The organism is Burkholderia sp. Bp9090 (assembly GCF_003857985.1).
Classification (GTDB): domain Bacteria; phylum Pseudomonadota; class Gammaproteobacteria; order Burkholderiales; family Burkholderiaceae; genus Burkholderia.
Map to the genome: position 1 here is coordinate 1 of NZ_QTPV01000028.1, position 26,263 is coordinate 26,263.

The 26,263-nt window shown below is 65.7% G+C and carries 27 protein-coding genes and 3 pseudogenes; 18 read left to right on the forward strand and 12 right to left on the reverse strand.

Annotated elements, in window-relative coordinates:
• Positions 1–239: translation initiation factor IF-1 (gene infA / locus DIE16_RS23190; protein WP_124893478.1), on the reverse strand; the 239-nt coding region annotated here is incomplete at its 3' end.
• A 157-nt stretch (positions 240–396) separates the two neighbouring features.
• On the opposite strand from infA, the gene DIE16_RS36705 reads away from it, so the two are divergent.
• A complete protein-coding gene (locus tag DIE16_RS36705) occupies positions 397–552 on the forward strand; it encodes a hypothetical protein (RefSeq protein WP_185733755.1) in 156 nt (51 codons plus the stop codon).
• A gap of 229 nt (positions 553–781) precedes the next feature.
• Here DIE16_RS36705 and DIE16_RS23195 read toward each other — a convergent pair whose 3' ends face one another.
• Complete coding sequence (locus DIE16_RS23195; RefSeq protein WP_012339004.1) at positions 782–985, reverse strand: cold-shock protein; 204 nt, start codon at positions 983–985, stop codon at positions 782–784.
• Positions 986–1,708: 723 nt separating this feature from the next.
• On the opposite strand from DIE16_RS23195, the gene DIE16_RS23200 reads away from it, so the two are divergent.
• Both DIE16_RS23200 and DIE16_RS23205 read left to right on the forward strand, forming a co-directional pair.
• Positions 1,709–1,948, forward strand: a complete 240-nt coding sequence (locus DIE16_RS23200; protein WP_124893479.1) for a hypothetical protein — start codon at positions 1,709–1,711, stop codon at positions 1,946–1,948.
• Positions 1,949–2,016: 68 nt separating this feature from the next.
• Positions 2,017–2,256 carry a hypothetical protein gene (locus tag DIE16_RS23205; RefSeq protein WP_124893480.1) on the forward strand — a complete coding sequence of 80 codons (240 nt, stop codon included), beginning with the start codon at positions 2,017–2,019 and terminating at the stop codon, positions 2,254–2,256.
• 271 nt (positions 2,257–2,527) lie between these two features.
• Here the strand turns inward: DIE16_RS23205 and DIE16_RS23215 are convergent, their stop codons facing one another.
• Together DIE16_RS23215 and DIE16_RS23220 are read right to left on the reverse strand one after the other, a co-directional pair.
• Positions 2,528–2,788, reverse strand: a complete 261-nt coding sequence (locus DIE16_RS23215; RefSeq protein WP_124666670.1) for a transcriptional regulator — start codon at positions 2,786–2,788, stop codon at positions 2,528–2,530.
• Positions 2,789–2,950: 162 nt separating this feature from the next.
• Entirely contained in the window at positions 2,951–3,268 is a 318-nt protein-coding gene (locus DIE16_RS23220) for a hypothetical protein (RefSeq protein WP_124666628.1), read from the reverse strand.
• A 538-nt stretch (positions 3,269–3,806) separates the two neighbouring features.
• Between DIE16_RS23220 and DIE16_RS23230 the strand changes: the two genes are divergently transcribed.
• The 5 genes and pseudogenes from DIE16_RS23230 to DIE16_RS37235 form a co-directional block, all read left to right on the forward strand.
• Positions 3,807–4,004 carry a hypothetical protein gene (locus tag DIE16_RS23230; protein WP_124666629.1) on the forward strand — a complete coding sequence of 66 codons (198 nt, stop codon included), beginning with the start codon at positions 3,807–3,809 and terminating at the stop codon, positions 4,002–4,004.
• Between the two features lie 63 nt (positions 4,005–4,067).
• On the forward strand, positions 4,068–4,340 hold the full coding sequence (locus DIE16_RS23235; protein ID WP_059684828.1) for a hypothetical protein: 273 nt from the start codon (positions 4,068–4,070) through the stop codon (positions 4,338–4,340).
• 48 nt (positions 4,341–4,388) lie between these two features.
• Positions 4,389–4,676 carry a hypothetical protein gene (locus tag DIE16_RS23240; RefSeq protein WP_124893482.1) on the forward strand — a complete coding sequence of 96 codons (288 nt, stop codon included), beginning with the start codon at positions 4,389–4,391 and terminating at the stop codon, positions 4,674–4,676.
• An 82-nt stretch (positions 4,677–4,758) separates the two neighbouring features.
• Positions 4,759–5,067, forward strand: a pseudogene (locus DIE16_RS23245) (transposase); the annotation flags it as partial.
• A 147-nt stretch (positions 5,068–5,214) separates the two neighbouring features.
• Positions 5,215–5,452 (forward strand): annotated as a pseudogene (locus tag DIE16_RS37235) (DUF2384 domain-containing protein); the annotation flags it as partial.
• Positions 5,453–6,046: 594 nt separating this feature from the next.
• Here DIE16_RS37235 and DIE16_RS23255 read toward each other — a convergent pair.
• From DIE16_RS23255 to DIE16_RS23265, 3 genes are all read right to left on the reverse strand, one after another.
• A complete protein-coding gene (locus DIE16_RS23255) occupies positions 6,047–7,156 on the reverse strand; it encodes an S-(hydroxymethyl)glutathione dehydrogenase/class III alcohol dehydrogenase (protein ID WP_124487304.1) in 1,110 nt (369 codons plus the stop codon).
• A gap of 57 nt (positions 7,157–7,213) precedes the next feature.
• Positions 7,214–7,489, reverse strand: coding sequence for a formaldehyde-responsive transcriptional repressor FrmR (frmR, locus tag DIE16_RS23260; RefSeq protein WP_124519886.1), 276 nt, complete (start codon positions 7,487–7,489; stop codon positions 7,214–7,216).
• A 126-nt stretch (positions 7,490–7,615) separates the two neighbouring features.
• On the reverse strand, positions 7,616–8,578 hold the full coding sequence (locus DIE16_RS23265; RefSeq protein WP_124487303.1) for a LysR substrate-binding domain-containing protein: 963 nt from the start codon (positions 8,576–8,578) through the stop codon (positions 7,616–7,618).
• Positions 8,579–8,735: 157 nt separating this feature from the next.
• Between DIE16_RS23265 and DIE16_RS23270 the strand changes: the two genes are divergently transcribed.
• From DIE16_RS23270 to DIE16_RS23285, 4 genes and pseudogenes are all read left to right on the forward strand, one after another.
• Positions 8,736–9,905 carry a M20 aminoacylase family protein gene (locus DIE16_RS23270; protein ID WP_124893483.1) on the forward strand — a complete coding sequence of 390 codons (1,170 nt, stop codon included), beginning with the start codon at positions 8,736–8,738 and terminating at the stop codon, positions 9,903–9,905.
• Between the two features lie 55 nt (positions 9,906–9,960).
• Entirely contained in the window at positions 9,961–10,755 is a 795-nt protein-coding gene (locus DIE16_RS23275; RefSeq protein WP_124893484.1) for an ABC transporter substrate-binding protein, read from the forward strand.
• A gap of 55 nt (positions 10,756–10,810) precedes the next feature.
• Entirely contained in the window at positions 10,811–11,995 is a 1,185-nt protein-coding gene (locus DIE16_RS23280; protein WP_124893485.1) for a porin, read from the forward strand.
• A 40-nt stretch (positions 11,996–12,035) separates the two neighbouring features.
• Positions 12,036–12,449: pseudogene (locus tag DIE16_RS23285) on the forward strand (ShlB/FhaC/HecB family hemolysin secretion/activation protein); the annotation flags it as partial.
• Positions 12,450–12,572: 123 nt separating this feature from the next.
• Here the strand turns inward: DIE16_RS23285 and DIE16_RS23290 are convergent.
• Positions 12,573–13,586: a LacI family DNA-binding transcriptional regulator gene (locus tag DIE16_RS23290; protein WP_124893486.1), complete on the reverse strand. Its 1,014-nt coding sequence runs from the start codon at positions 13,584–13,586 to the stop codon at positions 12,573–12,575.
• Positions 13,587–13,820: 234 nt separating this feature from the next.
• Between DIE16_RS23290 and DIE16_RS23295 the strand changes: the two genes are divergently transcribed.
• The 6 genes from DIE16_RS23295 to DIE16_RS23320 all read left to right on the forward strand — a co-directional run bounded on the left by DIE16_RS23295 (position 13,821) and on the right by DIE16_RS23320 (position 21,410).
• Positions 13,821–14,975: an ABC transporter ATP-binding protein gene (locus DIE16_RS23295; protein ID WP_124893487.1), complete on the forward strand. Its 1,155-nt coding sequence runs from the start codon at positions 13,821–13,823 to the stop codon at positions 14,973–14,975.
• Between the two features lie 68 nt (positions 14,976–15,043).
• Positions 15,044–16,282: an ABC transporter substrate-binding protein gene (locus DIE16_RS23300; protein ID WP_124893488.1), complete on the forward strand. Its 1,239-nt coding sequence runs from the start codon at positions 15,044–15,046 to the stop codon at positions 16,280–16,282.
• 70 nt (positions 16,283–16,352) lie between these two features.
• A complete protein-coding gene (locus DIE16_RS23305) occupies positions 16,353–17,270 on the forward strand; it encodes a carbohydrate ABC transporter permease (protein WP_124893489.1) in 918 nt (305 codons plus the stop codon).
• 11 nt (positions 17,271–17,281) lie between these two features.
• Positions 17,282–18,133 carry a carbohydrate ABC transporter permease gene (locus DIE16_RS23310; RefSeq protein WP_124893490.1) on the forward strand — a complete coding sequence of 284 codons (852 nt, stop codon included), beginning with the start codon at positions 17,282–17,284 and terminating at the stop codon, positions 18,131–18,133.
• A 36-nt stretch (positions 18,134–18,169) separates the two neighbouring features.
• Positions 18,170–20,140: a beta-galactosidase gene (locus DIE16_RS23315; RefSeq protein ID WP_124893491.1), complete on the forward strand. Its 1,971-nt coding sequence runs from the start codon at positions 18,170–18,172 to the stop codon at positions 20,138–20,140.
• Between the two features lie 4 nt (positions 20,141–20,144).
• On the forward strand, positions 20,145–21,410 hold the full coding sequence (locus tag DIE16_RS23320) for a sugar efflux transporter (protein ID WP_124893492.1): 1,266 nt from the start codon (positions 20,145–20,147) through the stop codon (positions 21,408–21,410).
• 99 nt (positions 21,411–21,509) lie between these two features.
• Here the strand turns inward: DIE16_RS23320 and DIE16_RS23325 are convergent, their stop codons facing one another.
• The 4 genes from DIE16_RS23325 to DIE16_RS23340 form a co-directional block, all read right to left on the reverse strand.
• Positions 21,510–22,676, reverse strand: a complete 1,167-nt coding sequence (locus DIE16_RS23325) for an arabinogalactan endo-1,4-beta-galactosidase (RefSeq protein WP_124893493.1) — start codon at positions 22,674–22,676, stop codon at positions 21,510–21,512.
• 288 nt (positions 22,677–22,964) lie between these two features.
• Entirely contained in the window at positions 22,965–23,543 is a 579-nt protein-coding gene (locus DIE16_RS23330; RefSeq protein ID WP_124487374.1) for a DUF4337 domain-containing protein, read from the reverse strand.
• A gap of 350 nt (positions 23,544–23,893) precedes the next feature.
• Positions 23,894–24,982, reverse strand: coding sequence for an aldose epimerase family protein (locus DIE16_RS23335; protein WP_124893494.1), 1,089 nt, complete (start codon positions 24,980–24,982; stop codon positions 23,894–23,896).
• Positions 24,983–25,009: 27 nt separating this feature from the next.
• The gene (locus DIE16_RS23340; RefSeq protein WP_124893495.1) at positions 25,010–26,203 is read right to left on the reverse strand and encodes a DNA-binding transcriptional regulator; all 1,194 of its coding nucleotides are present in this window, start codon (positions 26,201–26,203) and stop codon (positions 25,010–25,012) included.
• Between the last annotated feature and the right edge of the window lie 60 nt (positions 26,204–26,263).

The window sequence follows — 26,263 nt, forward strand, 5'->3', positions numbered from 1 at the left end:
ACACCGGGCGAAGCCCGTTCGTCTTTGTGCCGGAAATTGATACGCCCTTTGGTGAGGTCATAGACCGACAATTCCAGCGTGACCCGGTCGCCGGCGAGAATACGAATGCGGTGTTTGCGCATGCGGCCCGATGCGTACGCCGCAACGACCGCGCCGTTTTCCAGGGTAACGCGAAACCTGCTGTCCGGGAGCACCTCATCCACGACGCCGTCCAATTCCAGTAACTCTTCCTTTGCCAAATCAATTTCTCCAATCAATGTGACGCGCCGCAATCGCAGCGGCGTGCGGAGATCCGGTCCCCGACAGTGAGCGGTTTCAGTGCAAATATCGAAAACGCGTATGCGTGGGGGCGCGTACCAACGCGACATGCGGGCCGCACCTCGTCCGGGCGTTAACGTGTCTCGTTATCGCGTCTCGGTGGAGCGCTTCGTCTCGCTCGATTTGGCGGGCGCAGAGGGTGCCTTCGGTGGCACCCAGTTCAGCGCCGCGCCGAGCACCGGCAAATCCGTGGCGCGCCGTGGTCTCGCGAGTGATCTTTTGTTGCGCAATTGACTCTTGGTCAAAGTTACCTCTGTATGCGTCGATCGCGAGCCCACGATGAATGAGCCGTCCGATCGTTCGCCACCGGATGCGCGGCATCCCCCACTTTCTTCCTTGGGGTGTACGTCTTGAGGCGAAACGGTAGCCGAAGCAGGACTGTCGGCGCCTGCGGCGGATGCGAAAGATCCCCGACGATGACTGCGGGGCCGATCTTGCACGCAGGACCGACGAATGATGTGGATTACTGAGGAACGATGTTCGAGGCCTGCAGACCCTTGGGCCCGTGCTTCGTCTCGTAGCTGACCTTTTGACCTTCGGCCAGCGTCTTGAAGCCATCGCCGCGAATCTCCGAGAAGTGCGCGAACAGATCATCGCCGCCGCTGTCAGGCGTGATGAAGCCAAAACCCTTGTTGTCGTTGAACCACTTGACGGTACCGGTATCCATGGAAATTCTCCTGATATTGGACAAATGTATGCGCCCCGATAGGGGGGCACGAAAAAGGATCAAGGAGGGAGAGGACAACGAATACCGCGTTCCGCGGTCAGTGATGAGCAGCAATCGCGCTTCTTGAAGGCTTCAGACACCCACCCTACGCGGGGCCAAACACCCTGTCAAGCTGTTTCGGTCGGAGCATTTCGGGTGGCAGCGCAAGAACACGCCACGATCGGCGAGGCTCGCCCCGGTTGTATACCCTTGGCTCCGTGTTTTTGATTTGCTTCGAATGTCTAATTGAAATTTCGACGATACCGTCAGGGCACCATTTCCCCGCGTATCGGCGATTGTTCACACGCGGCTGAGCCGGTCCGTCCCGCGCCCAATCGGGGCGGCATGCCATGCGGCGGTTCGCGCAGAACTTTCGCTGTACAAGTTCGCCAATGGGCGTAGGATGGATTTGCTGACTGACTCGCTACCGATTCCCGCGCCACTCAAGGCGCCCCCCTCCGAACGTGATCGGGCCTCTCATCGAAACCGCGCAATGCGGACGAGCGCGCCGCGTATCGGCTGCGTATGCGAAGCGCCTGATCGATGCATGTCTACAGGACACGAGCGTGTTGGATAACGCGTCCTGATCTCTTCCTCGGTCCATCCTGTTTCTGCGTCCGCGGCGCCGCCCCAGACTCAAACACGCCTGGCGCATGGCGCGCCGGTAACGTCGGGAGGCTGGATATGAACAGGAAAGACCTGTTGAAATGGATTCGACGCGATGGTTCTGGTGTCATCGAACAGTTCCTGCCGTATGACGCTCGTGCCGAGATGGACGGCGTCATTCTCGATCGTCGTCATGAAATCGATGAGGATGCCTTCCTGATGTTTTTCTCGATCCGCGCGCTGTTGTGCAAAGGCGGAATGGCGAGCTGCGAATCGGACCAGGAAGCAGGCCGGATCATGGCACTCCTCAAGCTTTGACTGTTCTGGTCGCGACGATACGCTTCGCGGTGGCCACGGGCCCCGCAGCAACTGAAGGAGGAAGGAAAATGCAACTCGACTCAAACCGATTCCATATCGACCCGACACCGCGCAGGGCCGACGGGGAATACATGGCACACGCGCGGATCAGCATCGATCGTGCAGACGGCAGTGAGTGCGACGTTCAACTGAGCGGAGATCTGGCTGGCTTCGACGTGCGCGAGGGTGCGATTGCCTTTGCGAAAAACTGGGCGCACGAATGGCTCGACGCGCATTTGGTCGACGATCTCCCCGCGTCGATGAATTGAAATTCGGGTGGCACGCCAGCCGCCCGAGCAATCGGGGCGTCGCCGGGATCGAGGCCGACGGCAATACATGCTGCTGCCAAAGCAGGCTGACGCGGTGTCGAAGGTCGGTCGAGAGGATGGCCATCCTTGGAGGGCCACGGACCAAGGCAGCAAGCACGCCCTCCAACGGGCTCATCACCGCCAGATCGGGCCGCATGCGTTCCGCATCCTCGAAGTCCGCGACTCTCGTGAGCCGAACTTCCTCCCAAGTGCGGCGCGTCGCGTCGGGATATCATTCCAGTCGGTCGAAGGCACCTGCTTCGAGATCTTTCCTGAAATGCTGTAGCCAGTCGCTTTCGTCGCCGATCACGTATTCCTTCGTAATCCGCGTCGAGAGCCTGATGATGGTGACATAGCCCTGTAGACCGAGGTTCTCATCACCCTTCGGGTCGGTCGTATCCGTTTCCTGAAGATCGAAATCACCCTCTGCCAAGCCACGGCGCTCCAAGGTCGCCAGAAAGTCTCTGTGTTCATCCGGTTCGATCAGCCGCATATCCGGCCCCCTCGTGTTCAGCGGAGATGTCGCGCTGCTCTTTGTCACGGGGCCGACGGCACGCGTTCGAGCGTTGAAATCATGCACGTCGAACTCATGCGGAATACCTCACGGTCCCCCACATACGGCGCTACCGGAAAGCAAGCGTCATCGCCTGCGGTTTTATCGTCTGGGTCCTTTCATGCTTTCCGACTCCATGGCCGCATTCCGCTCCTCGCTCGCCTCGATAGGGTCCATCGCTTCGTCAACCGACGCCGTTGCGCGCTCGGCGGCCGCGTTAGTTTCGTCTTCCGGGGAGTCGACATCGCTGTTGCCGTCACCCGGGGGTAGCAGCATGTCCTTGAGCATCGCGCTCAGCTCCGGCGTGTCCCATGGCAGGCCACGCCTGGTTCGGACCTTGATGTAGTGTTTCACTTCCGCGTCCTGCTCCGCGGTTAGCGGCAGCCCCTGGAAGGTGCTTTGGGGGTCAGAATCTGTCATCGCTGTCTCCTCCTGCTATAGCGTCTTCAGTGTAGTCCCATTGCGGCCATGAAAGTCGTGACTGAAGCGCTCATTCGTCGAATCAAATGCCGTGCGTCGCTGCGGCAGACAACAGCCGGCCATCGGCTGTCGTTGGCTGCCTGCGTCACCATGACATTCGATCGGCCGAATCCACCTCAGTCAAAGGACATTCCGTCCGTTCATGACCGACTGATCATGTAGGAATGCGAATTGATATGACCATGCACTCAGACGATATTGGAGCGAAGCTGACCAGCGACGGCTCATGGCTGCAACTGACCGATGCGGTTCAGGGGATGCATCGACGCTGCGGGCAATGACATGCGCACGTAGCGCCTTAACCGATCCATATGTGCGTAGCATGTTGACGTCAACGGAACAGGACAACAGGTCGAACCGCTACTGGCCGGCTTCGGCTTGTGGCTGCGGGCACGCCGGAGAGCGAACATCGAGCGTGCGAAGGAGTAGGGGCGGACGCCACCGATCGCCTATGCTGGAAGCTCACGAGGAGCCGACTATGACGCCACATGACGTGATGATGATCTTCGAGCGGATGAACGCAGAGGGAAAGGCGGCCGCCGATCTGGACCATGCTTGTGCCGGATTCGCTGGCTGGTTGGCGGAGGCATGGACTCGATTGAGTGAGGATGAGATCGCAGTTCTGACGTCGATCGGCGCCTCGCTGTATCGCGAGGGGTATGCGAGGCGGTACTAGGCAGGCTCGGGGGCCAGCGTGAATATATGGGCGGGGCGGACCGAAAGGGCGTATAAAGTCCGAATGACTATCCCCTCCGTTACCGCCGAGTCCGTCCTGGGCCTGTTCCGGCTCATTGCCGGGAGGGAGGAGCGCCGGACTTCTGGCGAGTCAGCAAGGATGGCGGCGCTCCTGGCTCTTGCCGAGCAGCTTGCACGCAACCATCAGGCAATGACAGAAGATAGTTGGGATGCAGCCGTCCGTGTTGGCGGCCTGCTGTTGCGAGCGGAAATGATCAACAACGACGCTGACACGGTGGCGCTTGACCTGCTAAGCCGGCTGCGGCGGCGGAAATGAAAAGCTCGTTCGAGCGTATAGCGAGTCGCCCCCTGTGGAGGGGCCAACATGTCGACACACCTGCTTCTTCTCTACAAGGGGTACGAACTTCATCCCCTCGTCTTCGCCCGTACATTCAGTCGCTTTGACGGACATTCCCGTTACGCCGAAGGGTATGACATCGCGGTACGGATATGCCGCCCGGGCGCGATAGCAACCTCCGCCGCGAGCCGTATTTTCAGGCTGGACCAACCGCATACATACTCCGACTTTGGTATGGCAAGGCGTGCCGCCCGGCAGCAGGGAAAGGACATCATCGACGGAAAGGTGAGTGGAGCTTCGGTCATCGACATGTAGTTCGGTCAAACGCAGCGGTCGGACCTATCCGTGATTTCGTGGGCGAGGCATATCATGAGGTGTAAAAACCATGGATATGTCGATGAAGAGGAAAAGGCAAACCGTAGCGCGTCAGGCAGCGGCCCGCGGGCCGCTGCCTGAGTTGCCTAAGGAACTGCTGGACCAACTGGTCAAGGGGCCGATGACTCCGACCGAGGTCCAGGACCTGATGCTGGCGTTCAACAAAGCGATCATCGAACGGGCGATGGGCGCCGAGATGAATCTGCATCTGGGCTACCCGTCGGGCCAGTCCAGGCCAGCCGGGCAAGCCAACGAACGCAACGGTGCCAGCGGCAAGACGGTCATCACGGATCGTGGTCCGGTTCGGGTCGAAGTCCCTCGCGATCGCGACAGTGAACGGCGCTCCGGCATGAGCAAAAGAATGGGAGCTTTACGCTCCCATTTGGTTTTCGGCATATCGCAACCGGATGCCCATTGCCCCCTCGCCTGTTGATGTCCACGCAGAACTGACCGGTGGGGGATGCGTGGACATCAACACATCGCCCCGATCGTCTCGGCGCGACGCTTCGCGGCCGCCCTGCATATCGATATGCAAACACTCGCACGGCTGGCCCATGTATACCGCAATACGGTAAGCCAGCTTGGCTGGCTCCGAAAGCGTGCAAAAGCACCTTCGAGACGCTCTCCGGGTCATCCGAGCTGCAACCGATATCTCCCGAGACGTACGGAGCACGCTGTTTTGGTATCGCAATGAACCGATGTCGACCTTTGGCTACACGCACAACGCGTAAGCGCTCATTGGAGGCCGTTGTTCAGGCCCATTCGCTCGTCGTCAGTCGAGTCATCTGAGACTGCGGTTCCGAGGCAACCAGCACCATGGCAAAGGCCAGGGACTGCATCCCTCTTCATTTTCAACTTGTTCGCGAGGCCCTACATCGCAGTCACCGTTCACGCCTCCTCACTCTTCCGCGGACGTTAGAGAACGACTTTCCAGGCGCGTTCGCGCGGATGAGTCTCAAACGTGAACGGGCGGTAAGCGCCCCCAGCGTGGCAACAATGATACAGCTGGCTTGATTAAAAATTGCGCCAAAATACAATTCAGGAAAATATTCACTATGACTTTTCGCGAATTGAGTCTGGTCTCAGCCTTTGCGCACGGAATTGCAGTCAATTATTCAAAGACAACTTATTGAGACTGCGGACTTCTTTTCTGAGAGACAACAGCCGGGCGACGGATCGCGCAACGGCGATCGTTATCGGCTGGATAGAGGACGGGGTTCGGAGCATGCGTCGCGCCGGCTAAGCGTCGCGGCTTGCCGGCGCACTCGCGCAATGGGCCGGTTGCGGCAACCGGCTCCCTCGCGTGTGGTTCAGAAATGCACGACGGTCCGGATGGACTTGCCTTCGTGCATCAGGTCGAACGCTTCGTTGATGCCGGTGAGCGGCTTCGTGTGCGTGACGAACGGTGCCAGCTGGATCGTGCCGGCCATCGCTTCCTCGACCATGCCCGGCAGTTCGGAGCGGCCCTTGACGCCGCCGAATGCCGTGCCCAGCCAGCGGCGACCGGTGACGAGCTGGAACGGGCGCGTCGAGATTTCCTGGCCGGCGCCGGCGACGCCGATGACCACCGACTGGCCCCAGCCGCGGTGCGCGCATTCGAGCGCGGCGCGCATCACGTTGACGTTGCCGATGCACTCGAAGCTGTGGTCGACGCCCCAGCCGGTCATTTCGACGATCACCTGCTGGATGGGCTTTTCGTGATCCTTCGGGTTCACGCAGTCGGTCGCGCCGAACACGCGTGCGAGGTCGAACTTGCCGGGGTTGGTGTCGATCGCGATGATGCGGCCGGCCTTCGCGAGCTTCGCGCCCTGGATCACCGCGAGGCCGATGCCGCCGAGGCCGAACACGGCCACGGTATCGCCTTCCTGCACCTTCGCCGTGTTCTTCACCGCGCCGAGGCCCGTCGTGACGCCGCAGCCCAGCAGGCAGACCTGCTCGGGGTTCGCGTCCGGGTTGATCTTCGCGAGCGACACTTCGGCGACGACGGTGTATTCGCTGAACGTCGAGCAGCCCATGTAGTGATAGACCGGCTGGCCGTTGTAGCTGAACCGCGTGGTGCCGTCGGGCATCACGCCCTTGCCCTGGGTGGCGCGCACCGACACGCACAGGTTGGTCTTGCCGCTCTTGCAGAACAGGCACTCGCCGCATTCGGCGGTGTAGAGCGGAATGACGTGGTCGCCGGGTTTGACGCTGGTCACGCCTTCGCCGACTTCCACCACGATGCCGGCGCCTTCATGACCCAGCACGGCCGGGAAGAGGCCTTCGGGATCGTCGCCCGACAGCGTGAAGGCGTCGGTGTGACAGACACCGGTATGGGTGATCTTGACGAGCACTTCGCCCTTGCGGGGCGGTTCGACGTCGATTTCGACGATCTGGAGCGGCTTACCCGCTTCAAACGCAACTGCGGCACGTGATTTCATGACAATCCTGTTGAAAAAATCATCGAATGGAGCGGAGCGTCGACGATCCTGCGCCGGTCAACGCAGGTAGGACCGGACGAGGGTCACGATATCGTCGATCGATTCGGAAGCAGGCCGCGGGGCATCCGCGAGCTGGGTGAATTCCTCGCGCAGATGGCTTTCGAGCACGCCGGCCATCACGCCGTTGATCGCGCCGCGGATCGCCGCCAGCTGCTGCAGTACCGGACCACAGTCGGCGCCTTCCTCGAGCGCCTGCTCGAGCGCATTCAGCTGCCCGCGGACACGGCGCACGCGGGTCAGGACGCGTTTTTTCTCTGCGGGGGAATGCGGCATGGGATCGTGGTTTCCGGATACTGGGGGGCAGTATAGAACAATGCGGTGCCGGAGGTATACCCGGTCGTGCCCGGATGCCGCAGGGCCGCCGCCGGCGGGGTGCCCGATGCCGGCGCGCGATCGGCGTCAGATCAGCAGCGAGAGCGTGCGGAACAGCGCGAGATCGTCCTTGCGCGCCGAGCGCGCATGCCGCCGGATCACCTGCAGCAGGCAATCGATGAAGCAGCGCGCGGCGTCGCTCAGCGTGCTGCTGCGGCGCGTGACGACGCCGAGTTCGCTCGGCTCGAAGGTCTCCTTCAGCGACAGCACGCGCATCCGCTCGCCGAATGGCGGCACCGCCGCGAGGATCGTCGGGCACCACGTGCACATGCCGGCCTGCTCGAGCATCGTCTGCAGCATCGCGACCGACTGCGCGCGCACGATGCGCCGCTCGTCGATCTGCGCGCCGTGCCGCGTGAACAGGTAGTCGACGAGCGCGGCCTGGCCGTCGGCCGACGAATTCAGCACCCAGTCGCAATCGAGCAAGTCGTGCACCGACGTCGCGCGTTCGCGCGGATGCCCGGCGCGCACCATCACCGACGTCTCGTAGCGCAGCAGCGGCTCGAACGCGAACTCCTGCGCGCCGCTGCCGGCCTGCACGTGGCCGAGCGCGAAATCCATGCTGCCGTCGCGCAGCAGCGGTTGCGCGACGGCCATCAGCGCTTCGTACAGTTCGAGGCGCACGTCGGGCATCCGCTCGCGAAACTGCAGCACGGTTTCCGCGAGGAAGGTCATCGTCAGCCACGGCGTGACGCCGACGCTCAGCCGCCCCTCGACGCGCCCGCGCATCCGTTCGAGATCGCTTTGCGCATGCTCGAGCTGCTTGAGCACGAGTTTCGCGTGCGTGAGCAGGGTCTTCCCGTATTCGGTGAAGCCGATGCCTTCCGGCGCGCGCACCAGCAGCGGCAGGCGCTCGCTGGCCTCCAGCTCGCGCAGCGCACGCGTGACGGCCGCCTGCGACAGCCCGAGCGTGCGCGCCGCGCCGCGGATGCTCCCGGCCTCCGCGCTCGCGACGAGCGCCTGCAACTGATGCAGCTTGATCGTGCTCATGGTGTGAAAGGGTGCGAAAGGGTGTGATAGCCGACAACGAAAGGTTGTCATCATAACGAAACTGCGGCTGTTCGCCGGCTTTTTCGCTGCCTACGATCTCGCCCACGACCTGCCACTCCGGCAGTCGCCACGCGGCACCTGGAAAGGAGTAACGGGGTTGGATAGAGTACGCATTCCGCCTGAAATGGCGGCCATCGAGACGGAGATGATCGCGCTGCGCCGCCGGCTGCATGCCCATCCGGAACTCGGTTTCGACGAACACGCGACGAGCGGGCTCGTCGCCGATTGCCTGACAACATGGGGTTATCGGGTCACGCGCGGCCTCGGCGGCACCGGCGTGGTCGGCACGCTCACGCGCGGCGCAGGGAAGCGGCTCGGGCTGCGCGCGGACATGGATGCGCTGCCGATCCGCGAGACGACCGGGCTGCCGCATGCGAGCCGGCACGACGGCGTGATGCACGCGTGCGGCCACGACGGCCATACGGCGATGCTGCTCGCCGCCGCCCGTTGCATCGCGCAGCGCGGGCGCTTCAGCGGCACGCTGAACCTGATTTTCCAGCCGGCGGAGGAAGGGCTGGGCGGCGCGAAACGAATGCTCGACGACGGGCTGTTTACGCAGTTCCCGTGCGATGCCGTGTTCGCGATGCACAACGTGCCGGGCCTGCCGGCCGGCGTGCTCGGCTTCTGCGACGGCCCGGCGATGGCGTCGGCCGACGAGGTGCGTGTTCGCGTGACCGGGCGCGGCGGCCACGGCGCGGCGCCGCACACGACGATCGATCCGGTGGTCGTCTGCGCGTCGATCGTGATGGCGCTGCAGACGGTCGCGTCGCGAAACGTCAATCCGCAGGAACTGGCGATCGTCACGACCGGCTCGATCCACGCGGGCACCGCATCGAACGTGATTCCGCCGCATGCGGATCTCGAACTGAGCGTGCGGGCGCTGTCGCCGGACGTGCGCGCGCTGCTCGAACGGCGCATTCGCGCGATCGTGCACGGCCAGGCCGACAGCTATGGCGCGACGGCCGAGATCGACTATCGCCACGGTTATCCGGTGCTCGTGAATCACGCGGCGGAAACGGCGTTCGCGCGCGATGTCGCGCGCGAATGGGGCGGCGACGATGCGCTGATTCCGCATCTGCGGCCGATCGCGGCGAGCGAGGATTTCGCGTTCATGCTCGACGCGTGCCCGGGCAGCTACCTGTCGATCGGCAACGGCGACGGCGCGGCAGGCTGCGGGCTGCACAACCCCGGCTACGATTTCAACGATGCGTGCCTCGCGACGGGCGCGAGCTACTGGATCGCGCTCGCCGAGCGCTACCTCGCGTGACGCGCGGCCGGACCGATCCGATTTACCTTCAACGACGGCAACAAGGAGACTGGCAATGAAACAATGGATGGCGGCGCTCGCGGTGGCGCTGACGGCAACGACGGTGGCAGGCGCCGCGCATGCGGGCGACTGGACGGGCAAGGAGATCCGCCTCGCGGTCGATCCCACCTATCCGCCGCTCGAATACAAGCAGCCCGACGGCACGCTGACCGGCTTCGGGATCGACATCACGAATGCGTTGTGCGCGGAGCTGCGCGCGCGCTGCGTGTGGGTCGAGTCGAGTTTCGACGGGATGATTCCGGGGCTGCTCGCGCGCAAGTTCGACGTGATCGCGTCGTCGATGACGATCACGCCGAAGCGCATGCAGCAGATCGCGTTCACGAACCGGATCTCGAACGCGCCGGCGCGGCTGGTCGCGCGCAAGGGTTCGCCGCTGCTGCCGACGGCCGCGTCGCTGAAGGGCAAGCGGGTCGGCGTCGAGCAGGGTTCCGCGCAGGCCGACTATGCGATCGCGAACTGGCAGCCGGCCGGCGTGCAGATCGAGTCGTACCAGAACCAGGACCAGGTCTATGCCGATCTCGTGAGCGGGCGGCTCGACGCGGCGTTCCAGGCGTCGATCGCGGCGAGCGACGGCTTCCTGAAGAAGCCGCAGGGCAAGGATTTCATGTTCGTCGGTGCGGCGATCGACGATGCGAAGTACTTCGGACAGGGCGACGGCCTCGGGCTGCGCAAGCAGGACAATGAGCTGCGCGATGCATTCAACCGTGCGCTGGCGACGATTCTCGCGAACGGTACGTATCAGCGGATCAACCGCAAGTACTTCGACTTCGACATCTACGGCACGAAGTAAGCAGCGCCGACCCGTATCGCAAGGGTTGGGATAACGATATCAATAAGGAAAACGAATGAACTGGAGATTGTTTTTCATCGCGATGCCGGCACTGTGCGCGGCACCGGCGTTCGCGCAAAGCAGCGTCACGTTGTACGGGTTGATCGATGCGGGCATCGACTATACGAACAACGTCGGCGGCCACGGTGATTGGCAGATGGCGAGCGGCTTCGCGCAGGGCAGCCGCTGGGGGCTGAAGGGCACCGAGGATCTCGGCGGCGGCTACAGCGCGCTGTTCCAGATCGAGAGCGGCTTCAACGTGAACAGCGGCACGCTCGCGCAGGGCGGCCGCATGTTCGGGCGGCAGGCGTACGTCGGGCTCGGCAGCACGCGCTTCGGCACGCTCACGCTCGGCCGGCAATACGACTCGGTCGTCGACTATCTCGCGCCGACGACCGCGAACGGCAGCTGGGGCACTTATCCGTTCTCGCATCCGCTCGACAACGACAACACCGGCAACACGTTCCGCGTGAACAACACGGTCAAGTATGCGAGCCCGGATTTTGCCGGCTTCTCGTTCGGCGGCACGTACAGCTTCAGCAACGACACCGGGTTCGCGAACAACCGGCAGTGGAGTGTCGGTGCGCAGTACGAGCAGGGCGGCCTGCTCGTCGGCGCGGCGTTCCTGAACGCGGACAACCCGGGCGCGACGGCCGGCGGTGCGATCGCGGGCTCGGGGTCGGTCGGCGCTGATGCGAACTTCGCGTCGGCGCGGCTGCGGATTTTCGGGGCGGGCGTCAATTACACGGCAGGGCCCGCGACGATCGGGTTCGCGTATACCAACAGCAACGTCACGCGGCCGACCGCGAACGTCGGCTACCTGTTCGGCGACGAGACGATCGAACCCGTCACCGGGCCGCTCGCGGGCGGCACGGTCACGGCGATCAAGTACCAGAACTTCGAAGTGAACGGTAAATACCAGGTCACGCCGGCGTTCTTCGTGGGCGCGCAGTATGTGTATACGACCGTGCGTTATGAAGCGACCACCGGCAGCGCGAAACCGAAGATCCATTCGATCGGGCTGATGGCCGACTACAACCTGTCGAAGCGCACCGACGTCTACCTGATGGGCGCGTACCAGCGGGTTGCCGGCGACGCGACGGGGTCGTCGCTCGACCAGGCGCTTATCCCGGGGGCGGCCGATCTGTCGTCGACGTCGAAGCAGTTGATGGTGCATGCGGGGATCCGGCATAAGTTCTGACGGAATCGCGACGCGGGGCGGCGCGGTGACGCCGCCTTCGGCGTACGGACCGCTCCGCTACGTGACGACGTTCCACGGGCAGTACACGGGCAACACGCTGTACTACATCGACGACCTGACGATCGGCAGCCGTTACACCGTACGCGGATTCGACGGGGAGACGATGCTGGCCACCTCCCGTGGCTTCTACTGGCGCAACGAGCTGCATGCGCCGATCGGCCAGACCGGGCAGGCGGTGTATGCGGGCATCGACTACGGCCGCGTGTGGGGCCCCCAGCCAGTCACGCTCGTCGGCACGCAACTGGCGAGCGCGGTAATCGGCGTGAAGGACAGCATCGCGACCCGACTGGGCGCCTACGGTTACGACCTGTCTGCCGGCACGCCGATCTGCAAGCCGTCCGGGTTTCCTGCGGCATGCGTGACGATCGGTTTTCAGGTCACGGCGCAGTTCTGAAAAAGAGAGCGTGATCCGCTACTCGCTCTGCTGCGTCAGGAGACGACGCCGACGCGGACCGCCGATAGTTGACCCGCGTCCGAGTGACACAAGCATTTGCTTCACCGCGCCGGCTTCGGCCCATCACCCCCGCGCCACCCCCGTCGACTCCCGCACGACAAGCTCAGGCGCCCCGATCGTATGTATGGCCGCGGCCGGTTCGATCCCGTCGATCATGTCGAGCGTCAGCGCGATCGCCCGCGCGGCGATCTGCGACGTCGGAAACCGCACCGTCGTCAGCGCGGGGCGGAACTGGTGCGCGAGCTGGATATCGGTCATGCCGATCACCGACAGATCGGCCGGCACGCGCAGGCCGAGATCGGCGGCCGCCTGCATCGCGCCGATCGCCATCAGGTCGTTGGTCGCGAACAGCGCGGTGAGGCCGGGCTGCGCCCTCAGTAACGCAGCAGCCGCTTCGTAGCCGCCTTCGATCGAGTCGTGCGCCGACACGGTCGTCAACGCGTCCGCCGGATGGCCGCGTGCCGCGAGTTCGTCGGCGAAGCCGCGCAGCCGCACCGACTGCGGGCCGCCCGATCCCCTGCCGACGAGCGCGCCGAACGCGCGATGCCGCAGCCCGGACAGGTGCGTGGCCGCCAGCGCCCCCGCCGCCGCGAAATCGACCGTCACGCACGGCAGCGTGCGCGACGCATGCACGTGCTCCCACATGCACAGCACGATCGACGCACCGTGGCGTGCGATGTCGGCCAGCTCGGCTTCGGCGAGGTCGGTGTTCATCACGATCGCGCCGGCGGCGAGCGTCCCCGCGATCCGCTCGAGGTAGTTGCGCGTGATGGCCGGATCGTCGTCGGTATTCGACACCAGCAGGTAATGGCCGCGCTTGCGCGCCTCGCGCTCCGCGGCCAGCACGAACTCCGGATAGAACGGGTTCGTGATGTTCGACAGCATCAGCGCGAGCGTCGACGTGCGGCCCTCGGCCAGCGCGCGCGCGGTCAGGTTCGGCCGATAGCCGAGTTCGCGGATCGCGGCCATCACGCGTTCGACGGTTGCCGGCTTCACCTTCTGCGGATTGCGCAGCACGTTTGAGACGGTCGCAGCAGTGACGTTCGCGCGCTGCGCGACTTGCGCGAGCGTCACCATGCGCGGCCTGCAGGTGGTCGGGAGAAGATGCGCGACGGAAGCGAAGCGGGGGAGTGTCTGCTCATATTCTGGGAGTGCGTCCCACTAGTTGCACAAGGACAGGCGATACGCTAATTTCTCGGCACATCAGATCAAGGAGACGACATGGTACGGCGAACCGGGCGAACTGCACCACTGAAATTTAAGCGATTAAATTTCTCGATCCGTAGCGCCTGACCGGAAGAGGAGAGCGCGATGACCGCCATTTCATTGAAGGACGTCTCGAAGCGCTACGGCGACCATGCGCCGGTGCTGCGCGACGTGAACCTCGAGATCGCGTCGCACGAGTTCTGCGTGTTTCTCGGTCCGTCGGGGTGCGGCAAGTCCACGCTGTTGCGAATGATCGCCGGGCTCGAGGACGTGACCGAAGGCGAACTGCGGATCGGCGGTGCGCGGATGAACGACACGCCGCCCGCCGAGCGCGGCGTCGCGATGGTGTTCCAGAGCTATGCGCTGTTTCCGCACATGACCGTGTTCGACAACATCGGTTTCGGGTTGCGGATCGCCGGCACGCCGAAGGACGAGATCCGCCGCCGCGTGACCGAAGCCGCGCGCGTGCTGCAGCTCGACGCGCTGCTCGATCGCAAGCCGAAGGCGTTGTCGGGCGGCCAGCGGCAGCGCGTCGCGATCGGCCGCGCGATCGTGCGCGAGCCGCGCGTGTTCCTGTTCGACGAGCCGCTGTCGAATCTCGACGCGACGCTGCGCGGCCAGACACGCGTCGAGATTGCCCGCCTGCACGCACGCTTCACGCAATCGAGCTCCGTCTACGTGACGCACGACCAGATCGAGGCGATGACGCTGGCCGACCGGATCGTGCTGCTGCACGCGGGCGACGACGTCGCGCGCTTCGGCAGCATCGCACAGGCCGGTGCGCCGCTCGAGCTGTATCACCGGCCGGCCAACCGCTTCGTCGCGGGCTTCATCGGCTCGCCGCGGATGAACTTCCTGCCCGCGGTCGTCGAAGCGGGCGATGCGCATGGCTGCCGGCTGCGCCTGGACGGAACCGGCGAAACGCTGACGCTGCGCGATCGGCCGTTGCCGCGCCACGTCGGCAGCGGCGCGCGCGTGACGCTCGGGATTCGTCCCGAGCATCTGACGGTCGCCACGGCGGGCGATGCCGACTCGCCGGCGATCGTGCGTGACGTCGTACTCGTCGAGCAGCTCGGCGAAGCCGCGTACGTGCATCTCGACCAGCCCGGCGGCGTGCCGCTGCTCGCGAAACTGCCGGGCCAGGCCGCGTTGCGGCGCGGCGAGCGGCATGCATTCCGCGTGTCGCCGTCGTGCTGCCACCTGTTCGACGAGGCCGGCATCGCGTTGCCGGCCGTCCACGCCGAAGCGGCGTTCGCGTAGCGGCGCACTGCCGACCCGACCCGCCGCGCGCGACGCGGCACCCATCACACCAATACCAGGAGACAACGATGAGACTTCGTGCGAGCCGATTGCTGCTTGCCCTGACGACTGCCGCGGCATGCGCCGCGGGGACGGCCGATGCGGGCACGCTGAAGGTGAACGTCGCCGCGCGCGGCAACCAGCGTGCGACGTGGCAGGCGGCGTTCGACCAGTTCCACAAGGCGAATCGGGATATCGACCTGAAGGTCAGCTACGTCGGCGAGGAGGCGTACAAGGTGCAGATGTCGGGCTGGCTCGCGACCGATCCGCCCGACGTGCTGAGCTGGAACAACGGCGAACGGCTCGCGTACTTCGCGAAGCGCGGGCTGATCGAGGACCTGAGCGCGGACTGGCAGAAGAACGGCTGGAACGACACTTATGCGGCCGTGAAGCAGTCGTCGACCTACGGCGGCAAGCTCTATAGTTTGCCGCTCGGCTACGACGCGTATGGGTTGTTCTACCGCAAGGACCTGTTCGAGAAGGCCGGCATTCACGGCGAGCCGGCCGACTGGGCGCAGTTTCTCGACGCGTGCCGCAAGCTGAAGGCGGCGGGCATCGCGCCGGTCGCGGTGGCCGCGCGCGATGCGTGGACGCTGGCCGCGTGGTTCGACTACCTCGACCTGCGGATCAACGGCTACGCATTTCACCAGAAACTGATGGCCGGCGACGTCGCGTATACCGATCCGCGCGTGCGCGCCGTATACGCGGCCTGGAAGAAGCTGATCGACGACAAGTATTTCATCGACAACGCGCTGTCCTACGACGTCGATTCGCTGAGCCCGCTGATCGTCAACGGCCAGGCCGCGATGACGCTGATGGGCACCTGGTATTCGGCGGGCCTGCTGAGTGCGGCGCGCAATCCGATTGGCTTCTTCCGCTTCCCGGTGATCGATGCGTCGGTGCCGCTTGCGGAAGATGGCCCGGTCAACGTGCTGATCGTGCCGGCGAAGGCGCACAACAAGACGGACGCGCGCCGCTTCCTCGCGTTCATGGGGCAACCGGCCGTCAGCGGCGAGTTCGCGAAGGGAATGGGGCAACTGCCGTCGAACAACAAGGCGCCCGAGCCGCAGGACCCGATCTCGAAGATCGGCTTTCGCACGCTCGCGACGACGCCCGGCGGCATCGCGCAGTTCTACGACCGCGACATGACGAAGGAAATGGCGGACGAGGGGATGAAGGCGATGCAGCAGTTCCTGTCGGACCCGACGCAGCTCGACGCGATCCTGCAGCGCCTCGATCAGGCCCGCAAGCGGATCTACCGGAAGTAGAGCGCCATGCGGCCGGGCCGGCGCATGCCGGTCCGGTCCTTCGTTGCCACCGTTCGCAGAAGGTCACCTCATGTCAACCAGCCTGTCCGAAAGCGCCGCGCGCCGCGAAGCCGGCCCGCAGCGGCATGCGCGCGCGTCGCTCGCGCGCCGGCGCAACCGCGCGGCCCTGTGGTTCGTGCTGCCGGGATTCGCGCTTTTCACCGTGTTCGTGCTGTATCCGATCGTCAGCAGCATCTGGCTGAGCTTCCATCACTGGGACGGGATGACGCCGATGACGTATGCCGGGCTCGACAATTATCGCGAGCTGCTGCAGTCCGATACGTTCTACGTCGCGCTGAAGAACAACGTGATGTGGCTCGCGCTGTTCCTTGCCGCGCCGCCGCTCGGCCTCGCGCTCGCGCTGTACCTGAACCAGAACGTGTTCGGCATCCGGCTCGTGAAGTCGCTGTTCTTCGCGCCGTTCGTGTTGCCGGGCGTCGTCGTCGGCCTGGTGTTCTCGTGGTTCTACGATCCGACGTTCGGGCTGCTGAAGCTGATCGTCGGACACGGGATCCCGGTGCTCGGCGATCCGCGCTATGCGACCTACGGCGTGATCGTCGCCGCGCTCTGGCCGCAGATTCCGTTCTGCATGATCCTCTACCTGACCGGGCTCACCGGCATCAACGGCGAGATCGTCGAAGCGGCGCGGATGGAAGGGGCGCGCGGCTTCACGCTGCTGTGGCACGTGATCCTGCCGCAATTGCGGCCGGCGACCTTCATGGCGGTGGTGCTGACCGTGATCGGCGCGCTGCGCAGCTTCGACCTGATCTCCGTGATGACGGGAGGCGGCCCGTTCGACAGCTCGACCGTGCTCGCGTACTTCATGGTCGACCAGGCGATCAAGTACTACCGCGAAGGCTATTCGGCCGCGATCGCGGTCGTGCTGTTCGCGATCATGCTCGTCTATATCGTGTGGCAGCTGCGCAAGCTGGTGCGCGTCGAATCCTAAGGATCACCAACATGTATCCGATGCCCGTGTCCCGCTGGGGACGTCCCGCTCGCCTGCTGTACCGCCTGTCGCTGCCGTGCGCGCTCGCGCTGTGGCTCGTGCCGCTGCTCGCGGTGCTCGTCACGTCGATCCGTTCGACCGACGAGATCACGGCCGGCCATTACTGGGACTGGCCGAAGCAGTTCGCGCTGCTCGACAACTACGGCACCGCGCTCACGCAGACGCCGATGCTGCATTACTTCGCGAACAGCATCCTGATCACGGTGCCGTCGGTCGCGGCATCGATCCTGCTCGCGTCGCTCGCGGGGCACGCGCTCGCGAACTACCGGTTCCGCGGCAATCTCGTGCTGCTCGGGCTGTTCGTGGCCGGCAACTTCGTGCCGATCCAGATCCTGATGATCCCGGTGCGGCAGATCATGCTCGGCGTCGGCCTGTACAACACCGTGTGGGCGCTCGTGCTGTTCCATACCGCGTTCCAGACCGGCTTCTGCACGCTGTTCCTGCGCAACTTCATCCGCGAGTTGCCGTTCGAGCTGATCGAGGCCGCGCGCGTCGAAGGCGCGTCCGAATGGGCGATCTACTGGCGCGTCGTGCTGCCGCTCGTGCGGCCGGCGCTCGCGGCGCTCGCGATCCTCGTATTTACGTTCGTGTGGAACGACTACTTCTGGGCGCTGTGCCTCACGCAAGGCGACGACGCGGCGCCGATCACCGTCGGCGTCGCCGCGCTCAAGGGGCAGTGGACGACCGCCTGGAACATCGTGTCGGCCGGCTCGGTGCTCGCGGCGCTGCCGTCGGTCCTGATGTTCTTCGCGATGCAGAAGCACTTCGTCACCGGGCTCACGTTCGGCGCGACCAAGGGCTGACCCGTCCCATCCTCTTTCATCTGCAAGGAATCCACGATGCATCTCGGCGTTTGCTATTACCCCGAACACTGGCCGCGCGAACAATGGGAGCGCGATGCGCGGCGGATGGCCGAACTGGGCCTGACCCGCGTGCGGATCGCCGAATTCGCGTGGAGCCGGATGGAGCCGGAACCCGGCCGCTACGACTGGGCGTGGCTCGACGAGGCGATCGACACGCTCGCCGGCCAGCAGCTGAAGATCGTGCTCGGCACGCCGACCGCCGCGCCGCCGAAATGGCTCGTCGATCGCCATCCGGAGATCCTGCCGATCGGCGCGGACGGCGCGGTGTGGCAGTTCGGCTCGCGTCGCCACTACGATATCGCGAGCCCCGTGTATCGCGAGCACTGCGTGCGCATCGTGGACGCGATGGCGCGGCGCTACGGCGCGCATCCGGCGGTGATCGCATGGCAGACCGACAACGAGATCGGCTGCCACAACACGCTGCCGAGCTATACGCGTGCGGCGCTCGAAGGTTTTCGCGCGTGGCTCGCGGTGCGCTACGGCGATATCGGCGCGCTGAACCGCGCGTGGGGCAACGTGTTCTGGAGCATGGAGTATCGCGGTTTCGACGAGATCGAACTGCCGCGCCATACGCCGACCGATGCGAATCCCGCCCATCTGCTCGACTTCCGCCGCTATCAGTCGGATGAGGTCGCGCGGTTCCATGCCGTGCAGGTCGATGCGATCCGCCCGCACGCACCGGGCCGCGACGTGCTGCACAACTTCATGGGCTTTTTCACCGAGTTCGATCACTACGCGTTCGCGCGCGGCGGCCTCGACGTGGCCGCGTGGGACAGCTACCCGGTGCCGCGCACCGAAGTGCTGCCGCTCGACGAATCCGACAAGCGGCGCTGGGCCCGCACCGGGCACCCGGACGTGTCGGCGTTCTCGCACGACCTGTATCGCGGCGTCGGCAACGGCCGGATGTGGGTGATGGAGCAGCAGGCGGGGCCCGTCAACTGGGGGCCGTACAACCCGGTGCCGCACGCCGGCGCCGTGCGGCTATGGACGTGGGAAGCGTTCGCGCATGGCGCGGAGCTCGTATCGTATTTCCGCTGGCGGCAGTATCCGCATGCGCAGGAGCAACTGCATTCGGGGCTCAACGCGCCGGACGACCGGCTGTCGCCGGGCGGTCATGAAGTGGCGCGCGTCGCGCGTGAACTGGCTGCGCTGGATCCCGGGTGCTTCGCGGGTTCGGAACCTCCGGCGCGCGTCGCGCTGCTGTTCGACTACGAGGCGGACTGGATGATCCGGATTCAGCCGCATGGCGCCGACTTCGACTATCAGCAACATGCGTTCGACTGGTATCGCGCGCTGCGCGAACTCGGGATCGACGTCGATATCGTCGCGGCCGGTGCGGACGTGTCGCGTTATGCGTTTGTCGTCGCGCCGACGCTGCCGGTCGTCACGGATCGCATCGTCGAGCAGGCCGCGCGTGGGACCGCGCACTGGCTGTTCGGGCCGCGCACGGGTTCGCGTACGGCGGCATTCGCCATCGCGCCGGGCCTCGCACCCGGCAAGCTGCGTGACGTGCTGCCGGTGCGGATCGGCCAGGTCGAATCGCTGCGGCCGTCGCTCGCCCCGCGCGTCGCGTTCGACGGTATCGGCGGCCACGCGCTGAAATGGCGCGATCACGTCGATATGGAATCGATCACCGGTGTCGACGTGCTCGCGGCCTGCGACGACGGCGTGCCCGCACTCGTGCGGCGCGGCCACGTGACGATGGCGACCGCCTGCTTCGATCGCACGCTGTTGCGTGCGATCGTCGGCCGCTGCGCGCGCGACGCCGGACTGCCGGTGCGTGCATTGCCGGACGGCGTGCGCTTGCGCCGGCGCGGGCGCGTCGTATTCGCGTTCAACTACGGCGACGCAACGTGCACGCTGCCCGCGCCGGACGGTGCGCGTTTCGTGCTCGGCGGCCGCGAACTCGGCGCGGTCGACGTCGCCGCATGGGTCGAGCCGGACTGACACGATGCAGTCGTTGCGGCCGCTGCGATTGCAGTTCGCGCGCCTCGCCGGGATCGCGCATTTCGTGCCGCTGTCCGCGGCGGCGCTGATGCTCGGCGTCGCGATGTCGTTTACGGCGCCGTACCTGTCGCTGTTCGGCGTGCAGGCGGCAGCAATGTCGCCGTCACTGGCCGGCGTATTCATGACGCTGATCGCGGCGAGCGGTGTCGTCGCCAGCACGTGGGCCGGACGCTGGTCCGATCGCCGCGACCGCCACCGGCTGTTGCTCGTCGTATCGCTCGCCGCTGCCGCGCTCGGCTTCGCGCTGCTGTGCGTGCTGCGCGCGCACGGGCCGGTGATCGCGGCCGGCACGATCCTGCTCGGCGCGGGGGCCGTGTCGTTGTCGCAGATCTTCTCGTTCGCGCGCGCGGTGCTGCCGGTCGATGACGACGCACAGCGCGAGCTCGCGTCGGCCGCGCTGCGCACGATGCTGTCGGTCGCGTGGGTGTTCGGGCCCGCGCTCGGCGCACTGATCCTCGCGCAGACGGGTTTCACCGGGCTCTTTCTCGCGGCTTCGGCGGGCTTTGTCGCGTGCGCGGCGATCGTCGCTCGGATTCCGGAGCCTGCGCGGCGTCCGGCCGCCGTTCACGTGCGCGCGGTCGACCACGCTCCGGCGCCGTCGGGCGATGCTGCGTCGATCGTCGTCGCGCCGCGCGCACGCGTGCTGCGGACCCTCGTCGCGCTGACGCTAATGGGGCTCGCCGCGAACGCGACGATGATCGTGCTGCCGCTGTACATCGTGCGCGGCCTTGGCGGCACGCCGGCGAACGTGTCGGCTGCGCTGGGCCTGGCCGCGTTGCTCGAGATTCCGATGATGCTGTGGCTCGGCATCCGCTCGACGCGGCTCGACAAGGCACGCTGGCTGACCGCATGCGCGGTCGTGCATGCTGCGTATTTCATCGGGCTCGCGACAGTGACGCGAGTCGACCTGATCCTGCCGCTGCAGTTGTTGAGCGCTTGCGTGGTCGCGATCACGTCGTGCCTCGGGATGACGCGCGTATGCGACCTGATGCCGATGCGCCCCGGCACCGCGACCGCGATGTTCTTCAGCACCGCGCGCGTCGGCTCGATCGCGTCGGGTGTGCTGTCGGGGGCGTGCGTCGACCTGTTCGGCTATCGCGCGACGTTCGCGGGGTGCTGCGGGCTCGCACTCGTGGCGTGCGTGCTGCTCGCGCTGGATGCGCGCGGCGAGCGGGGCGGTGTGAGCGGAACGGCGCAGCGAGCGGTATGAGCGACACAAGCGACACCACACCGCCCGCACGACACCGCTTCAACCCACCGCACTGACGCACGATGCGCCGGTGCGGTGAATCGGCGATGCCGTGAAGCGTCACCGCTTGCGATACGCGTCGAGCGACGCCAGCGCATTGCCGTGGAAGTCGAACAGCGTATTGTTGTCCCACTGATCGCCCGCGCCCAGCTTCCAGCCGACACCCGGCGTCGGGATCCATTCCGGTTCCCACCAGAACACGCCCTTGCCGCGATTGCCCGGCACGCCCTTCACGATATCGACGACCGCCGCGAGGAACTGCGCCTGGCCGGCCGGCGACGGCGGGAACGCGGTCGAGCCGGTGTTCGTCATCGCATTCGGCTCCGAGTCGCCGTCGCTGGTGGTCCACGGATACGCGGTCTCGACGACGATCAGCTCCTTGTCGTAGCGCACGGCGAGATCGTTCGCGTTGGTGCGCAAGTCGTCGAGCGCGCCTTGCCACTGCGGGTAATACGACAGGCCGATCACGTCGAACGCGACACCGCGTTGCGTCGCGCTGTCGAACCACCAGCGGCTTTTCGCGTTGTCGCCGCCGCTGTCGATGTGCAGCATCACCTTGATGCGCGGATCGACGGCCTTCACCGCATCGTGGCCCGTCTTCAGCAGTTGCGCGAGGTTATCCCACTGGTCGTAGCGGCCGAGCGGCCACAGCATGCCGCCCGTGATCTCGTTGCCGATCTGCACCCACTCGGGCCGCACGCCGGCGCGCTGAAGCTGGCGCAGCACGTCGGTCGTATAGGCGGACAGCAGCGCGCACGTATCGGCCAGATTCTTGCCGGCCCATGCATGCGGCGGATATTGCTTGCCGGGGTCGGCCCACCAGTCGCTGTAGTGGAAGTCGATCAGGATGCGCATGCCGAGCGCGGCCGCGCGCTTCGCGAGCGCCACGACATGGGCCGCGTCGTTGTAGCCGGCCGCATCGCTCTGGTTCGCGGGGAAGAAATCCGGATTGCCGGGATCGTTCCATACCTTGATGCGGATCGAATCGACGCCATGCGCATGCAGGATCTTCAGGCAGTCGCGCGGGTGCCCGCGGTCGAAGTACCGTGCACCGTGCGCCTCGAGTTCCGGCAGCGTCGACACGTCGGCGCCCATCGCGAACGGGATACCCGCGCTGCCTGCGGCGCGCGCGACGCCTTGCGCGACGGCCGGCAACGCGCCGGCCAGGTCGACGCACGCGAGCGCCGCGGTCGAGACACTCCAGCGCAACATCGATCGTCTGTTCATCGTCATCCTCCAGTATCGGGCCCGGTCGATCGATCGCAGGATCGCGGGCTTCGTCGGTTTAAGCGCTTAAATTCCAGCCTCGATACGAGGCCGGATCGAGCGTAGCGCAGCCGCCGATGCCAACGCAAAGAACGCGTGGGTTGCCTACTATCTGGCGACAGGCGTGGGGACGGAGAGGAGAGACAGGCGGATCGATGTTGCGCCCGGTGCAGAGCCGTGCTTTTTCTCAGGTGTCGTTCGTGGCGAATCTGTCGAGATATGACCGGGCTGCGACGGCCTCGCCGTCAATCAAACCCCGAAGAACGCCAACCCCGCGATCACGATGCCGATTGCGGCCACGCCAATCGACAGGCCCTGCATCCATGAACGGCGCGTGAGGATCGTGATCGCGGCCAGCGCGATCGAGATCTGGATGACGGTCGTCGCCTGCGACCACCGATGATGTCGGTGCATCCGCGCCTCGCTGGCCGCGTTGTTCTTCTCGACTTCCTTTTCGAGCGCCTCGGCTTGCGCCCGGATCGGTTCCTTGTCGGCGCGGTATCGTGCGGCGTCCGCCTCGAACCGCTTTCGCTGCGGCGACGATTCCGGGCTCAACGCCGCGCCGAGTTCGGCGAGGTTCTGCTTGTTGCCCTTCGCCTGATAGTAGGCCCACTGGTTCGCAGCCTCGGTTTTCCGGATCGCGGCGTCATTCTTGTAGAGCAGCGCGAGGCTTTCGTCGGCACCGCTCTGGTAGGCCGATATCGCACCGAAGCAGGCAAGCACGGCCGTCAGCACGGCGATGCGCGACGTACCTTGATCGCCGCCGTGAGCCGCATGATGTTCCACCGCATGGTCGTGAGGGCCATGAACTTCGTATTCTTCAGACATCCGTAAGGAACCTGCAAGAGTTGAATGAAATCCGGCGCCGGCCGACTGCGCACGGACGCTCGATCGCACATGGGAGTCTGACACAGGTTTGCGTGCTGGCGATGCTTTCGCGAGACGCGCCAGCCCGGCGCGTCTCGCGCCATGTTCAGCGACGGATCCAGATCCTCTGGGACCGCATCGCGGCGGATAAGCGATAAACCTCAGGCGGCCGCTGCCTGGACGGATTCGGTATCCCGGTTGACGTGATTGACCCAGTGGTTTCGGAGCGGGCATGCCGACCGGTGTACATGGCAGTTTGCGGACTGGCGCGTTCGCATGCGACCCGACCCGGCCCGACGTGTCCGCTACCGCTACCCGCGAACGCCGACCCGATACCGCGTCGTCTGGCGATAGGTCCGGCCCGGACGAAGGATGGTTTCGTCGCGCAACGCGTCCATGTTGACCTGGTTCGGAAAGCACCCGGCTTCGACGCACAGCGCCGCGTGCCGCCGGCACGCCACGCCGCCGCTCACGCGCGCGCCGTCCAGATAGTTGCCCGTATAGAGCTGCAGCCCGCGCTGGTCCGTCGATACGGCAAGCTCCCGGCCGCTTTCCGGATCGTAGATCGATGCGACGGGCCGCACGCCGCGCCCAGGCTCGCGCAGCACATAACAATGGTCGAAGCCGCGCCCGCGCGTGAGCTGCGCATGCGGCCAGTCGAGGCGCGCGCCGATCGGCGCGCTCTGCCGGAAATCGAACGCGCTACCCGTCACGTCGGCGGTGCCGGTCGGGATCAGCGCATCGTCCACTTCGACGAACGCGTCGGCGTCGATCTGCAGCAGATGGCCGCGCACGTCGCTGCCCGCGCGCCCGCTCAGGTTGAAGTAGCTGTGATTGGTCAGGTTCAGCGGCGTCGGCGCATCGGTCACGCCCGCGTAGTCGATCGTCAGCGTGCCGTCGTCGTCGAGCGTATAACGCACCTGCACCGTCACGTTGCCCGGAAATCCCGCATCGCCTTCCGGCGAATCGAGCCGCAGTGTCAGCCCGCCACGGTCGTCGACCACGTCCCAGCGCGCGCGGTGAAAGCCGCTCGCACCGCCGTGCAGCAGGTTGCCGTTTTCGTTGCGGTCGAGTGTGTGGTCGACGCCGTCGAGCGCGAAGCGCGCATTCGCGATCCGGTTCGCCCAGCGGCCGACCGTCGCGCCGAGGTAGGCGCCCGACTCGACGTAGTCGGCCGGCGTGTCGTGCGCCAGCACGATATCGGCGAAGCGCCCGGTGCGGTCGGGGGCGAGCCACGACACGACGGTCGCGCCGAGATCGCTGACGACGACGCGCATCCCGTGCGCGTTGCGCAGCGTGTAGCGCCGCACCGGATCGCCGCCGGGCAGCGTGCCCCACGGTTCGGACGGAATGCGGCCCGCGTCGGATGCCGGGCGGGGAGAGTCGGTGTCGATATGCATGAGTGGGTTCGCTCGTGAGCGGTGAATTCAGTGGGCGGGCGCGGTGCGCTCCTGGTATTCGCGCGGGGTGCAGCCGAGTTCGCGGCGGAATACCGCGTACATGTATTGCAACGACGTGAAGCCGCAGCGGATCGCGACTTCCGCGCTCGACGCGTTGCGGCTCGCGAGCAGCGCCTGCGCGGCCTCGAGCTTGTGACGCAGGATTTCCTGGTGCACGGTGCGCTGCAGTTCGCGCCGGAAGTGCTCTTCGAGCAGCGAGCGCGACACGCCGACATAGTCGGCGACCTGTTCGGTCTTGATCCCCTGGCACGCGTACTGCCGGATGAAATGCCGCGCGCGCATCACGTGCGGGCTCGCGAGCGGCTGGTGGCGCGTCGATTCCAGCACGTTGATGCCGACCGGCGGCACGAGGATGCGCTGCCCGGGAAAACGCGCGCCGCGCAGCATCCGGTGCAGCAGGTGCGCGGCGGTGCGGCCCATTTCCTCGGTGCCCTGGATCACCGACGACAGCGGAATGCGCGTCAGCGTGCGCGTGAGCGGATCGTTGTCGATGCCGATGATCGCGACCTGTTCCGGCACCGCGATGCCGGCGAGCAGGCACGCCTGCAGCAGATGCCGCGCGCGCGCATCGGTGACCGCGATCACGCCGACGGGCTTTGGCAGCGCACGCAGCCAGCCGATCAGCTGCTCGATCGCGTGATTCCAGCCCGACGCGCTCGTCGACAGGCCGCGGTAGATCGGCGCGTCGAGCCCGTCGGCGCGCGCGAGGCGATCGAACGCGAGCTCGCGCTGCTGCGCCCAGCGGTTCTCCTGCGCGACCGGCAGGCTGTACATCGCGAAATGCGCGAGCCCCGCGCCGATCAGGTGCGTATAGGCGAGCGACACGAGCTTCGGGTTGTCCGTCGCAATATATGGGACGCCGTGCGGATACTGCGCGGGATCCTCGTACGACGAGCCGACCGCGACGATCGGCAGCGGCGAGCCGGCGAGCGCGTCGGCGACGGCCGGATCGTCGAAGTCCGCGATGATGCCGTCGCCGTCGAAGCGTTCGATGCCGGCGAGCCGGCAGCGGAAGTCGTCCTCGAGGAACAGGTCCCACACGACGCGCGTCGTGTGCAGGTACTGGCCGATGCCGCTGATGATCTCGCGGTCGTAGACCTTGTTCGCGTTGAACAGCAGCGCGATGCGGTGCGGTGTCTGGGCGGAAGAGGCGCGGGTCATGTCGGTCTCGGGGCGGGCGCCGCTCGGGCGTCTTGCCGTTGTCTCCGGGGCGCGCGGACG